Origin of the sequence: Nocardia sp. NPDC005825 (assembly GCF_040630175.1) — a bacterium.
Classification (GTDB): domain Bacteria; phylum Actinomycetota; class Actinomycetes; order Mycobacteriales; family Mycobacteriaceae; genus Nocardia.
Genome location: NZ_JBEXXC010000003.1, coordinates 63,495 through 76,042, shown reverse-complemented (window position 1 = coordinate 76,042; position 12,548 = coordinate 63,495). Strand labels below are relative to the sequence as shown.

The 12,548-nt window shown below is 66.1% G+C and carries 12 protein-coding genes and 1 tRNA gene; 8 read left to right on the top strand and 5 right to left on the bottom strand.

Annotated elements, in window-relative coordinates; genetic code table 11:
- The first annotated feature begins 176 nt into the window (after positions 1 to 176).
- The 4 genes from ABZ382_RS09185 (at position 177) to ABZ382_RS09170 (ending at position 5,956) form a co-directional block, all read left to right on the top strand.
- Positions 177 to 2,042 carry an amino acid transporter gene (locus tag ABZ382_RS09185; RefSeq protein WP_357087301.1) on the top strand — a complete coding sequence of 622 codons (1,866 nt, stop codon included), beginning with the start codon at positions 177 to 179 and terminating at the stop codon, positions 2,040 to 2,042.
- Positions 2,043 to 2,138: 96 nt separating this feature from the next.
- Positions 2,139 to 3,044 (top strand): metal-dependent hydrolase, encoded by a 906-nt coding sequence (locus ABZ382_RS09180; protein WP_357086126.1) that lies wholly within the window; start codon positions 2,139 to 2,141, stop codon positions 3,042 to 3,044.
- Positions 3,041 to 4,168, top strand: a complete 1,128-nt coding sequence (locus ABZ382_RS09175; RefSeq protein ID WP_357086124.1) for a PDR/VanB family oxidoreductase — start codon at positions 3,041 to 3,043, stop codon at positions 4,166 to 4,168. Before ABZ382_RS09180 ends, ABZ382_RS09175 begins: the two co-directional genes overlap by 4 nt.
- Before the next feature lie 24 nt (positions 4,169 to 4,192).
- Entirely contained in the window at positions 4,193 to 5,956 is a 1,764-nt protein-coding gene (locus ABZ382_RS09170; RefSeq protein ID WP_357086122.1) for an SDR family oxidoreductase, read from the top strand.
- A 383-nt stretch (positions 5,957 to 6,339) separates the two neighbouring features.
- On the opposite strand, the gene ABZ382_RS09165 is transcribed toward ABZ382_RS09170, so the two are convergent.
- From ABZ382_RS09165 to ABZ382_RS09155, 3 genes are all read right to left on the bottom strand, one after another.
- Positions 6,340 to 6,825 (bottom strand): hypothetical protein, encoded by a 486-nt coding sequence (locus ABZ382_RS09165; protein ID WP_357086120.1) that lies wholly within the window; start codon positions 6,823 to 6,825, stop codon positions 6,340 to 6,342.
- A 535-nt stretch (positions 6,826 to 7,360) separates the two neighbouring features.
- Positions 7,361 to 8,398 (bottom strand): TerC/Alx family metal homeostasis membrane protein, encoded by a 1,038-nt coding sequence (locus ABZ382_RS09160; RefSeq protein WP_357086118.1) that lies wholly within the window; start codon positions 8,396 to 8,398, stop codon positions 7,361 to 7,363.
- A gap of 179 nt (positions 8,399 to 8,577) precedes the next feature.
- Positions 8,578 to 9,006 carry a nitroreductase family deazaflavin-dependent oxidoreductase gene (locus ABZ382_RS09155; RefSeq protein WP_357086117.1) on the bottom strand — a complete coding sequence of 143 codons (429 nt, stop codon included), beginning with the start codon at positions 9,004 to 9,006 and terminating at the stop codon, positions 8,578 to 8,580.
- Between the two features lie 132 nt (positions 9,007 to 9,138).
- On the opposite strand from ABZ382_RS09155, the gene ABZ382_RS09150 reads away from it, so the two are divergent.
- The 4 genes from ABZ382_RS09150 (at position 9,139) to ABZ382_RS09135 (ending at position 11,312) form a co-directional block, all read left to right on the top strand.
- Positions 9,139 to 9,516, top strand: a complete 378-nt coding sequence (locus tag ABZ382_RS09150; RefSeq protein ID WP_357086115.1) for a DUF4234 domain-containing protein — start codon at positions 9,139 to 9,141, stop codon at positions 9,514 to 9,516.
- A 72-nt stretch (positions 9,517 to 9,588) separates the two neighbouring features.
- Positions 9,589 to 9,662: transfer RNA gene (locus tag ABZ382_RS09145), tRNA-Ile, on the top strand.
- 99 nt (positions 9,663 to 9,761) lie between these two features.
- Entirely contained in the window at positions 9,762 to 10,697 is a 936-nt protein-coding gene (locus ABZ382_RS09140) for a tyrosine-type recombinase/integrase (RefSeq protein WP_357086113.1), read from the top strand.
- A gap of 66 nt (positions 10,698 to 10,763) precedes the next feature.
- Entirely contained in the window at positions 10,764 to 11,312 is a 549-nt protein-coding gene (locus ABZ382_RS09135) for an HD domain-containing protein (protein ID WP_357086111.1), read from the top strand.
- Here ABZ382_RS09135 and ABZ382_RS09130 read toward each other — a convergent pair.
- A complete protein-coding gene (locus ABZ382_RS09130; RefSeq protein ID WP_357086109.1) occupies positions 11,303 to 11,773 on the bottom strand; it encodes an NUDIX domain-containing protein in 471 nt (156 codons plus the stop codon). The two genes, ABZ382_RS09135 and ABZ382_RS09130, sit on opposite strands and share 10 nt — an antisense overlap.
- Complete coding sequence (locus ABZ382_RS09125; protein ID WP_357086107.1) at positions 11,770 to 12,528, bottom strand: XRE family transcriptional regulator; 759 nt, start codon at positions 12,526 to 12,528, stop codon at positions 11,770 to 11,772. Before ABZ382_RS09125 ends, ABZ382_RS09130 begins: the two co-directional genes overlap by 4 nt.
- Positions 12,529 to 12,548 lie beyond the last annotated feature (20 nt).

Here is a 12,548-nt window from a genome sequence, read left to right as displayed (position 1 = left end):
CTGTGCCCGGTTTGCCGTGAGTACATTCATCACGTCATTTCGGAAGATTTACGGGAAACCGGACGCTGCGTTCCGGGGAGGACTCCTTGACCACGACCGATGTACGGCCGCGCTCGCGCTTCGCGAACTGGCTATTGGAAGACGCGGGGGAGCACCACTCGCAGATTCCGGGCCCGATGGCGAAGAAGCCGCCCAAGGAGCATCAGCACTCCTGGTGGAAGGTGATGTGCCTGACCGGTGTCGACTACTTCTCGACACTCGGATATCAGCCGGGCATCGCGGCGCTGGCCGCGGGCGTGCTGTCCCCGCTCGCGACGATCGTGCTGGTCGCGCTCACCCTGCTGGGCGCGCTGCCGGTCTACCGGCGGGTGGCCAAGGAGAGTTTCGACGGCGGCGGCTCGATCGCCATGTTCGCCAAGTTCATGCCGAACTGGTGGGGCAAGGTCTTCATTCTGGTGCTGCTGGGCTTCGCGGCGACCGACTTCACCATCACCATGACGCTCTCGGCCGCCGACGGCGCGGCCCACATCGTCGAGAACCCGTACGTGCCCGAGTTCCTGCACGGCCAGAACATGGCCATCACGCTGGTGCTGCTGGCCCTGCTGGCGGCGGTGTTCCTGAAGGGATTCAGTGAGGCCATCGGCATCGCGGTCGGACTGGTCGGCGCGTACCTGGCGCTGAACCTGGTGGTCGCCGTGGTCGGCATCGCGAAGGTGCTGCAGGCGCCGCACCTGGTGACCGACTGGCAGCACCTGCTGACGGCCAAGCACGGCAACATCTTCGCGATGATCGGCGTCGCGCTGCTGGTCTTCCCCAAGCTGGCGCTGGGTCTGTCCGGATTCGAGACCGGTGTCGCGGTCATGCCGCAGATCAAGGGCAATCCGGCCGACCCCAAGGAATTCCCGCGCACGCGGATCATCGGCGCTCGCAAGCTGCTGACCACGGCCGCGCTCATCATGAGCGGGTTCCTCATCATCACCAGCTTCATCACCACCATCCTGATTCCGGAGAAGGAGTTCCAGGAGGGCGGGCAGGCCAACGGTCGGGCACTGGCGTATCTGGCGCACGAGTATCTCGGCAACGCCTTCGGCACCGTCTACGACATCAGCACCATCGCGATCCTGTGGTTCGCGGGCGCCTCGGCCATGGCGGGCCTGCTGAACCTGGTCCCGCGTTATCTCCCGCGCTTCGGCATGGCCCCCGAGTGGGCGCGCCAGATCCGGCCGCTGACCTTGGTTTTCGCGCTCATCGCCTTCGGGATCACCTGGTATTTCGACGCGAGCGTGGACGCGCAGGGCGCGGCGTACGCGACCGGTGTGCTGGTGCTGATCACCTCGGCGGCCGTGGCGGTGGCGATCTCGGCGTGGCGCAAGCAGCAGTACTCGCGGGTGCTGGGGTTCGGCGTGGTGTCGCTGATCTTCGTCTACACCACCATCGACAACATCATCGAGAAGCCCGAGGGCCTGCACCTGGCCATCCTGTTCGTGATCGCGACGCTGGTGGTGTCGTTCGCCTCCCGCATCCGCCGGGCGTTCGAGCTGCGGGCCGTCGAGGTGATCTTCGACGAGAAGGCCTGCGCGGTGATCGACCAGCTGGCCGAGCGCGGCGAGATCCGCATCGTCACCCACGACATCACCGACGGGCGCTCGCCGCAGGAGTACGCGGAGAAGGAGGCCGACCAGCGCCGGGAGAGCCACATTCCCGACAGCGAGCCCATCCTCTTCCTCGAGGTCATCGTGAAGGACCCCTCGGAGTTCAGCACCACGCTGCACGTGACCGAGGTGGATGTGGAGGACTACCACATCCTCACCGTCGAGGCCGCGGCCGTGCCGAACTGCATCGCGTCTATCCTGATCGCCATCCGGGACCGGACCGGTGAGTGCCCGCACGTCTACTTCGAATGGACCGAGGGCAATCCGCTGACCAACCTGGTCCGGTTCATGTTCTTCGGTGAGGGCGAGGTCGCGCCGGTGACCCGGGAGATCCTGCGCCGGGCCATCCCGCGGCGTTCGCAGCGCCCGCACGTGCACGTCGATAGCTGATCGGGGCGGAAAAATCTAGGTGTAACTCCTGGTTTCATACATAGGTAGAATGTTGCTACGCTCACGCAGCAAATCGCTACGAGACCAGGAGTACCGATGAAGCTACTTCCGAAGCTGGGCCGCCGAGAGGTGACCGAACCCGGAGAGGTAGCCCTGCACGCCCGCAATGTCCGGTTCGATTGGTCACAGACCGAACCGGTCTGGATGAAGCAGGAACCGATCGCCTCACACGTCCTCAATGCCCTGAGCATGCTGCTGCCCGAAGGCGAGCGCATGTTCCTGGTGACCTTCGGCGAAGCCCTCGAACTGGTCAAGGACGAGAAGCTGCGCGAGGCCATGATCGGGTTCATCGGCCAGGAGTCCATGCACGCCGAGAGCCACCACGGCGCGCTCGAAGAGGTGCTGGCCGCGCACGGCATCGATGTCGAGCCGTACGTGCGGCAGGCCGAATTCCTGTTCCGCAAGACCCTGGGCCCGCGGGAACTGGGCACCACGGCCGCCCAGCAGCAGCAACTCGTCGAGCGGCTCGGCGTGATCGCCGCGCTCGAGCACTTCTTCGCCTTCCTCGGCGACTGGGTGATCAACGCCGACCTCGAGCAGTTCGACGCCGACCCGCAGATGCTGGACCTGTTCCGCTGGCACGGCGCCGAAGAGGTCGAGCACCGCATGGTCGCCCACGACGTCGCCGAGTACTTCGAGATCGGCTACGTGCGCCGCGGCGCGCTCATGCTGATGGTCTTCCCGATCTTCATCGCGCTGCTGCTGCGCGGCACCAAGTTCCTGGTGCACGCCGACCCCGCGCTGCCCAACCACCGCTATCCGATCCTGGTCGCCCGGATCTTCGCGGCCATGTGGCGCGGCTCGGTGCCCGGCATCCCGTCGCTGCTGATCAGCGCGCTGTCCACGTTCAAGCCCGGCTACAGCCCCGAAGGGGTCGGGTCCACCGCGCAGGCCGTGGCCTACCTGGCGCAGTCCCCGGCCGCGCGCGTGATGGCCTCGTGAGCGCGGCCATCCGACCCGTCCCCGTCACACCGCCGCAGGACCTGTTCGGCAAGGGACGCGCCGACCGCACCACCCGGCTCCTGGACTTCATCGCCGAGAGTCGTTTGCGCTGGAGCACTTTCGTCAACCGGTACGAACCCGATGTGCGGGTCGACGCCTGGCGGATTCCGCTGGTCGTCGTCGAACGCCGCGTCGAGGCGCACGACACCGACGTGATCAGCCTGCTGATGACCGCCCCCGACGGGCGCGAACTGCCCGCCTGGCGGCCGGGTGCGCACCTGGATCTGGAACTGCCCTCGGGCAAGGTCCGCCAGTACTCGCTGTGCGGCGACCCGGCCGACCGGCACGCGTATCGCGTTGCGGTGCGGCGCATTCCGGACGGCAACGGCGGCTCCCTCGAGGTGCACGACGAGGTGCGGGTCGGCACCACGATCACCGTGCGCGGGCCCCGCAACGCCTTCCCGTTCGTGCTGCCCGGCTACGGATCCTCCGCCGCGCGCGTGCATTTCGTGGCGGGCGGCATCGGGATCACGCCGATCCTGCCGATGATCCGGATGGCCGATCGGCTCGGCGTCGACTGGACCATGGTGTATGCCGGGCGGTCCCGCGACACCATTCCGTTCCTGTCCGAGGTGGAGTCGTTCGGGTCGCGGGTCACCGTGCGCACCGACGACGAGCACGGCGTCCCCACCGCCGCGGACCTGCTGCCCGGCGTCGGGCCCGACACCTCCGTCTACTGCTGCGGACCGGTCGTCATGACCCAGGTCATCGCCGACACCGTGCGCGCGATGACCTTCAACGGCGTGCGCGGCGTGGAACTGTATTCCGAACGGTTCTCGCCGCCGCCGGTGGTGAACGGCACCGCCTTCCAGGTGGAGTTGGCCCGCACCGGCGAGGTGCTCGACGTGCCCGCCGACAAGTCGGTGCTCGAGGAAGTGCTGAAAGCCCGGCCGGACAGCTCGTACTCGTGCCGTCAGGGCTTCTGCCGCACCTGCGTGGTGCGGGTGCGCTCCGGCGAGGTCGACCACCGCGACACCGTGCTCACCGACGCCGAACGTGCGGCCGGCGACATGCTCATCTGTGTATCCCGTTGCGGCGGGGACCGTTTGGTGCTGGACCTCTAGCACCGTCTCAACGAGGAGAAGATCGTGACCGAAGCCACCGTCATCCCCGCCGCCGAGCGCCGGGTGCGCTCGGGCGAATTCGATATCGCCGTCTACGAATACGGCGAGCCGTCCGCTGAAACCGTTGTGCTGGTGCACGGTTGGCCCGACGACAACCACCTGTGGGACCGGGTCGTGCCGCTGCTCGCCGACCGCTTCCACGTCGTCACCTACGACACCCGCGGCCACGGCCGCTCCACCCGCACCGACCGCACCGAGGACTTCCGGCTCGAGCACTTCGCGGCCGACTTCTTCGCCGTCGCCGACGCCGTGAGTCCCGATGCGCCCGTGCACATCCTGGCCCACGACTGGGGTTCGGTGCAGATGTGGGAGGCCGTGTGCGAGCCGCAGGCAGCCGGCCGGGTCGCGTCCTTCACCTCGGTGTCCGGACCCAACCTCGACCACCTGGGCGCGTGGGTGCGCTCGCGCATGTCGCAGGGCAAGGTGTGGGGGCCGTTCACCCAGCTGCTGTCCTCGCTCTACACCGGTCTGTTCATGACGCCGGGCGTGCCGCGGGTGGTGCTCAAGCCGCTGGGCACCGAGAAGATGTGGTCGCGCTTCGTCGGCCTGATGAACGAGACCTCGCCGGAGAACATCAAACTGGGCCCGGAATTCCGGCGCGACTTCTTCGACGGCATGCGCATCTACCGCGCCAATATCCTGCAGCGCCTGGGGGATCCGCGCGAACGCCGCACCGAGGTGCCGGTGCAGCTGGTCATCGCGCGCCGCGATGTGGCGGTGCGACCCGCCGGCTACGACGACACCAAGGAGTACGCGCCCAACCTGTACCGCCGCGAGGTCGGCGGCGGGCACTGGCTGCCGTTCTCGCACCCGGAACTGCTGGCCACCTCCACCATCGAGCTCATCGATTCGCTCCGCACCGGGGACACCCCGCGCACCCTGCGCCGGGCCGAGGTCGGTTCGGAGCAGCGGCCTTTCGATCACCAGCTGCTGGTGATCACCGGCGGCGGCAGCGGTATTGGTCGTGAGACGGCTCTCGCCTTCGCTCGTAAGGGCGCCGAGGTCGTGCTGTCCGATATCAACCTGGACTCCGCCAAGGAGACCGCGGACCTCATCGCCGGGATCGGTGGCGTCGCGCACGCCTATCAGCTCGACGTGTCCGACGCCGAAGCCGTCGCCGAGCACGCGAACGCGGTCATCGCCGCGCACGGCGTGCCCGACATCCTGATCAACAACGCCGGCATCGGCGCCGCGGGCGACTTCTTCGACACCTCCGCGGCGGAATTCAACCGGGTTCTCGATATCAACCTGCACGGTGTCATCAACGGCTGCCGCGCGTTCGGCAAGGCCATGGCCGACCGTGGCCTGGGCGGCAATATCGTCAACCTCTCGTCGATGGCCGCCTACACCCCGCAGCGGGGCTTCGCCGCGTACTCCACCTCCAAGTCCGCGGTCTTCATGTTCTCCGACTGCCTGCGCGCCGAACTGGCGGGCCAGGGGATCGGTGTTCAGACCATCTGCCCGGGAATCGTGCATACGAATATCGTTGCCAACACCCGGTTCTCGGGTGTTTCCGCCGAGGAGGAAGCCGCCAAGCAGCAGCGCTACGACAAGCTGTACGCGGCCCGCCGCTACGGCCCGGAGAAGGTCGCCGACCAGATCGTCAAGGCCGTCGAGAACGGTCGCGACGTGGTGCCGGTGACGCCGGAGGCGTGGCTGCAGTACCGCTTCAACCGCTTCGCTCCCGCCGTCGCCCGCTTCTTCGCGGCGCGCGTCAAGCTGACGTAGGGAGTACCCATCTTCGAGGGGCTCACACCGGTGCTGAGCCCCTCGAAAATGCGCTTGTCGCACCCGCCGTCCCCGCGTAGCTTTCGGCTCAGCCTCGTAGCCACAGGGGCCGCGAGACGGGGGAGGAGGCCGACGATGTTCGCGCTCGGATTCGTCGTTGTCATCATCGTTTTGACGCTGGTCACTGTGGCGGTGCTCACCAACCGGGCTGACCGCGACCCAGCGCGGGGCAGGCGCAGCAGGAGCTGGGACTCCGGCTCCGGCGGCGACGGGGGTGGCTCGGGCGACAGCGGGGGCGGCCACCACGGGTGCGGGGGCGGGCACAGCGGGTGCGGCGGCGGCAGCAGCTGCGGTGGCGGTGGGTGCGGCGGAGGCGGTGGCGACTAGCCCGCCCGCAACGACGCCTCGATCGAGTGGACCCGCTCGGTGGGGATACCCCACGGATGGTCCACTCCCACAACGCTGTCCAGATCCCACAGCACGCATTCCTCGCCCGGTCGCGCCACGAACGACCAGGCGACCACCGTGCGCCCCAGCTGATCCGCCATCGGGTCGCCGGAACCGGTGCCCTCGCCGTCCGGGAAGTGATGCAGGAAGCGGCCGTACGCGTCCTCGCACAACCGCGCGTACCGCTTCGTGCACAGGATGAGCCCGTGCCACGCCTCATCCACCGCGTGCGAGGGCATTCCGATGACCCGATCGTCGCGCATCGCCGCCCCGCAACACCGCAACCATTGCCGCAGACCGGTTTCCACCAACTCCCGTGGCTGCCACGGGCAGGTCTTGAACACCGCCTCCGGGAGCTCCAGCGCGTCCACCACCCGATTGACCTGCTCGATGCTCGGACGCCGAGAACGGTTCAGCCACATGGCTACACGCTACGTCGAATCCCGTGCCCGGGCGGGGCGCGGAAAATGGTTGGCCGAAGCGATTCTCCCGGCGTATTTTCCGGTCATATCTCGCGGTCGCGGCTGCCGCGAGACGGGGGGGAGGCCGGCGATGATCGGCACGATAGTTTCCGTGATCCTGTGCATCGGGTTCGTGAGCGCGCTGAGCTACGGGGTGATAGCCGGCATCCGGGCTGATCTCGAGGTCAAACGCCGGCGGGAACGATGGCGGGCCGGGGGAGGCTGGTCCGGTGGCTCGATCTACGGCGGCGGGGGTGTGATCAATGGCGGCCCGAGCGGGGACGGTGGTGGGTGCGGCGGCGGGCACAGCGGGTGCTCGAGCGGCTGCGGTGGCGGAGGTTGTGGCGGTGGGGGTTGTGGTGGAGGCGGCGGGGGATGCGGTGGCGGAGGCGGCGGGTGTGGTGGCGGCGGCGGATAGACCGACGCCCACCGATCGAGCGGATCGAGCGGTGGGCGCCGGAAACGTCTCAGCGGCATCGGCTTCCGCGGGGTCGGCTCACTGTGGGTCGGCTACGGGTTCCTTCTCCTCGTCGCGAGTGGAGTAGATGCTGGTGAGGGTGACGGTCGTCAGCACCACCACGATCACCACCAGGGAGGCGGCGGTCGGGATGGTCGGGACGCCGCTCCAGATGCCGTGGGCCCAGTGCAGGACCAGCTTCACGCCGATGAAGGCGAGGATGGCGGCCAGGCCGTAGGCCAGGTGCACCAGGCGGGACAGCGCGGCGTGCAGGACGAAATACAGTGCGCGCAGGCCGAGTAGCGCGAAGGCGTTGGTGGCGAACACCAGGAACGGGTCGCCGGTGACGCCGTACACCGCGGGGACCGAGTCGACGGCGAAGACGATGTCGGTGGCCATGACCGCGGCCACGACCAGGGCGAGCGGGGTGAGGACGCGGCGGAAAATGCCGGGCTTGTCCGGGTCGGCTTCCTTCACCGTCATCTTGGTGCCGCGGTAGTCGTCGGTGACCGGCCAGATGCGGCGCAGCAGCTGCACCGACTTCATGTTGGCGACGTCGAGCTCCTGCTCGTGTCCGCCGGCCGCGTCGGCCAGCAGCTTGAGCGCGGTGACCAGCAGGATCAGGCCGAACAGCAGGAACGCCCAGTCCAAGGTGGCCAGGGCGGCCGCGCCCAGGGCGATGAAGATGCCGCGCAGCACCAGTGCGCCCGCGATGCCGTACAGCAGCACCCGCTGCGCCAGCGCCGCCGGGACCGCGAACGCCGACAGCAGCAGCATGAAGATGAACAGGTTGTCCACCGACAACGACTTCTCCAGCAGATAGCCGGTGAAGAACTCCACCGCCGGGGTGCCGCCGTTGTTGAACCACAGGAACACGCCGAACGCGACCGGCAGAGCGATGTAGAAGACCGTCCAGCCGATGGCCTCCCGCATGGACACCTCGTGCGGGCGGCGGGTGAGCGTGAAATCGAGAACCAGCAGCGCCAGCACCGCGGCGATCGTTCCACCCCACAACCAGGGGGTTCCGATGCTGTCGATGACGGGGGTAGCGGCTAGGAGAGTGGGGGTAGCACTCATGGGACCTCCTCGGACATGGCAAACCAGCCGAGGTCTCCTTCACCCGCGGATACCGTGGGCAACCACCCGGGGGACGCGACGGCGCGGCCCGTACTGACCGGAATGGTTCGTGGGAAGTACTCCCCTCTAGCCAGCAGGGTAGCCGACCCTAAGCCGCCAGGTCCACCCCGCCGGGTGTGTCAGCGGGGTGTGAGGACCACCACGGCGATCGGCCGTGAGGTCTTCATCTGGTACTGCGTGTACCGGCCCTTGTTGACCTTGTCGACCAGCTGGAACCGCCGCGTGTACTCCGGATTCTCCGGATAGGTGGCGGTGGCGGTGACCGGGATCCGCTGGGTCCCGATCTGGATCACGCACTGCGGCCGAGCCTTCAGATTCGCCAGCCAGCCCGGCGGCCGCGGCGACCCGCCGTTGGACGCCGTCACCAGGTAGTTCTTGCCGTCCTTGGCGTAGGTCAGCGCATTCGTGCGCTCCTGACCGGTCTTCCGCCCCACCGTCCGCAGCAGCAGCGTGGGATTGCCGAACAACAACTTGTGCCCGATCGCCCCGTGGCTGTTCTCGTAGAGCCACTGATGCGCCTTCAACACGTTCCCGAACAGACTCGACATCCTGTGCCTCCCTGCCGTTGGTGGTCGCCTCAGATTAACGCTTCACGATCAGGTCACGATCCTGTGGATACGTTCCGGGAGCCGGTTCCCGCCGGGACACGAAAATCGCACCACGACAAAAGGATTCATTCCATGACCACAGCCCTCGCCACACCGATCAAACCCCGCAACCCCGTGCTGGTGTGGCTGGTCTGGCCGCTGTTGACCCTCGGCATCTACTTCCTGGTCTGGTACTACAAGATCCACAAGGAGATGGCCGAACTCCGCCGCGACCCCGAAGCCCCCGTCGCCGGCCCTCTCCTGGTCATGATCCTGCTCTCCTGGACCGGCATCGCCGCCCTGATCAGCTTCTGGCGCACCGGCACCCGGATCAGCCAGTCCCAGCAAGCCGCAGGCCTCGAACCCACCTGCAACCCCCTCTTCGGCTTCCTCCTCAACTTCGTCTTCGGCCTCGGCATCCTCTACTACCAGCTCGAGCTCAACAAGATCGCCGACGGCCCCGCCGCCTGAAAGGTCCGACTGGGCATCGCCCCCACCGAAGCGGTAGCATCTCGCGCAGCCCGCGGTGATCTCCAGCGGTCTGGGGCGGTAGCTCAGTCGGTTAGAGCCGTGGACTCATAATCCATTGGTCGCGGGTTCGAGCCCCGCCCGCCCCACAAACCCGCTTTCACCTGCGGATACTCCGCCTCATTCTGTCGAGCCGTTCCAGTACAAAGCACCTCCAGCCTTGTATTCTGCGCGTAGAATCGGCTCGTATGGGGGCGCTAGAACTGGACAATCTCCGGGAACTGAAGGACGACTTCGCCACCGAGCTGCGGCGAAGGAACCGCAGCAAGAACACGATCGACGGCTATCTGGTCCGGATCGACTACTTCATCGAGTTCCTCGATGAGAACGAACTTCCGACCGTCGCGCCGGAGGTCACCCGCGACCACGTCGGCGCCTTCATCGAGTCGCTGCTGACCCGACCGAACAAGCGCACCGGCAAGCCACTCTCCGCGGAGTACGCTCGCAGCCACTACCGAGCCCTGCAGCAGTTCTTCAAATATCTTGCCGCTGAAGACATCATCAACGGCGACCCCTTCGACAGGATGACACTGCCCGATGCTCCGGAGCGGCTCGTGCCGGTCCCGGCCGATGACGCGTTGCGTGCACTGCTCTCCGAGTGCGCCGGCGCCGACTTCTACGACCTTCGCGATACTGCGATCATCCGCTTCTTCACCGATACAGGTTGTCGGGCAGGGGAAGTCGCGGCTCTCAGCATCGATGATCTCGACTTCGTGGAGAACACCGCACTGGTTGTTGGAAAGGGCCGGCGCCCACGGGTAGTGCCGTTCGGAGACAAGACAAGAACGGCCCTTCGCAAGTACTTGCGGGCGCGCGCCAAGCATCCGAAGGCAAAGACCGACGAAACCGCGGTCTGGCTGGGAAACCTCGGTCGTGTGACCGACCACGGCATCCGGCAGATGCTCGAACGCCGAGCTGCTGCGGCCGGAATCGACCACGTCCACCCGCACCTGTTCCGTCATTGGTTTGCCCACACATGGCTTGCAAACGGCGGACAGGAGCAGGACCTGATGATGCTCGCTGGCTGGCGTTCCCGTCAGATGCTTGATCGATATGGCAAGTCAGTCGCGGACGAACGTGCCAAGGCTGCTCACCGTCGTGCACGTCTCGGCGACAAGCTGTAGGAGTTTTGCGCAGGTGCCTACTCCTCGGAGCAGCAGAAAGGGCGGCTGGCCACTAGGCTTTGGAGCGTGAGTAGAACCGTCGACCTGTGCGATTGGGCAGCTGACCTTGCGCGTGTGCAGCTTGTCGGGCTTCCTCAGCGCTGGAAGCACACTCAGGCGGTCGCCCGACAAGCTGCCCATGCACGCAGCATTGTCGACGACCCTGATTTGCTTGTCGCGGCAGCATGGTTGCACGACATCGGATACGCGCCGAACCTGGTCCGTACCGGAGTTCACGCTGTCGACGGCGCGATGTTCCTAGCTGGTCTTGGTGCAGAAGACCGGCTGTGCGGGCTGGTGGCACACCACTCATGTGCGTGCATTGAGGCGCGACACCAGGCAGTCCCAATCGAGTGGACGGACGAGCGCACCACCCTGCGGGACGCACTCTGGTGGGCTGATATGACAACCACGCCAACCGGAGGAGTCACCGAAGTCCGTAAGCGTATCGACGAGGTACTCGATCGGTACGGACCGGACCATGTCGTGGCTCGCTCAGTTTCCGAGTCGTCAGCCGAGCTGATCTCTGCGGCCGAGAGGACAGAGCGGCTTCTCGCTGACCTCGTTCAGGTGTAGTAGGGCTCGGCGGGCCCCTCGAGCCCGCGCCTGATGCGAAGCATGATCGATGGGTGGATATCGCGAGTCTCCAGGTCGTTCAGCGCCAGCCACTCGACGGCTTTCGACTCGGTGCTTGTCCGAGGTTGCCCGCCAACCGGATCGGCCGTGAAGCAGATCGAGAATTCCTGGCGGATTTCACCGTCGTCGTAAGCGATCACATGCTCAGGGTTTGAGAAGACCCCGATCATGCCGGTCACGATGACGTCAATTCCGGTCTCCTCCTCGACCTCACGGATGACGGCCTGTGCCGGCGTCTCGCCAACTTCCATCCCACCGCCGGGAATCGAGTACTTGCCGTTGTCAGTTCGATGAATCATCAAGATTTGTCCACGCTCATTCCGGACGAGCGCACTCACGGCCACCTTGATGGTGTTGGCTCTTGGGGCCTTCGGATCATGGTAGAAGTCGGTTCGGCTCATGCCCTGATCCTGGAGAAATCGGCAGTCTCGGAGAGAGACCAAACGTGTTCGAAACTGCTCATGTAAGTCTCGAAGAGGTCACCCGTTGGCAGCCGACGCAAGTGCATTGCAGGTGCGTAGGCGCCAGGCTGGCCGAAGACGTGCATGTTGACGATCATTTCATCATCGAACCGAAAGATCGAGTTATAGAGCGTCGTGCCGTGGAACCGCATCTCGACGCCCTCAATGCTGGTCAAGGGCTCAACGAGGGCAAGCGCGTTCTTGATGCGCGCCGGGACTGTACTGACTGCCAGTCGTTCCTCGCCGCTCCGCTTCACCGCTTCGTCGGCTAGGGGATCGCCGAATAGCATCCGCGCTGAAAGACCTTGGTTGGCTTTGGTTTTGATTGTCCTTGCGAATGTCGGCTCCTCGGCTAGAAAGAGTCCCGCGAGCACCAGGATGTCGATGCGCTCGCAACAGTCCCGGAGTAGCCGAGACCATAGCTCTGCCGGGATCAGGCTTCGATGCGGGAAGATCTTGACCACTTCGGCTTCGGCCAGCTCGGTCCGGCGTTCGGGACCGATCGCATTGGGCCACAGGTAGTTCTCGGTCTCCTGGACGAGGGCTGCAAGTGCGCGGCGATGCTTGGGGAATGGCGTCCTGTCCTTGCTGATCCATCGTTCAACGGTTTTCACGTCGACGCCGAGGGACTCCGCTGCAGAGTTCGGGCTAAAGCCGTTGCGCAGCAATGATTCAAGTAGACGGTCGTTTGGCACTGACCCACCCCCATCGAGGA

Bases quoted from the DNA above. Each gene is read 5' to 3' on its own strand.
- ABZ382_RS09185 (WP_357087301.1), top strand. From the start codon at position 177: ATGGCGAAGAAGCCGCCCAAGGAGCATCAGCACTCCTGGTGGAAGGTG.
- ABZ382_RS09140 (WP_357086113.1), top strand. From the start codon at position 9,762: ATGGGGGCGCTAGAACTGGACAATCTCCGGGAACTGAAGGACGACTTC.
- ABZ382_RS09165 (WP_357086120.1), bottom strand. From the start codon at position 6,825: ATGTGGCTGAACCGTTCTCGGCGTCCGAGCATCGAGCAGGTCAATCGG.
- ABZ382_RS09130 (WP_357086109.1), bottom strand. From the start codon at position 11,773: ATGAGCCGAACCGACTTCTACCATGATCCGAAGGCCCCAAGAGCCAAC.
- ABZ382_RS09160 (WP_357086118.1), bottom strand. From the start codon at position 8,398: ATGAGTGCTACCCCCACTCTCCTAGCCGCTACCCCCGTCATCGACAGC.
- ABZ382_RS09150 (WP_357086115.1), top strand. From the start codon at position 9,139: ATGACCACAGCCCTCGCCACACCGATCAAACCCCGCAACCCCGTGCTG.
- ABZ382_RS09155 (WP_357086117.1), bottom strand. From the start codon at position 9,006: ATGTCGAGTCTGTTCGGGAACGTGTTGAAGGCGCATCAGTGGCTCTAC.
- ABZ382_RS09180 (WP_357086126.1), top strand. From the start codon at position 2,139: ATGAAGCTACTTCCGAAGCTGGGCCGCCGAGAGGTGACCGAACCCGGA.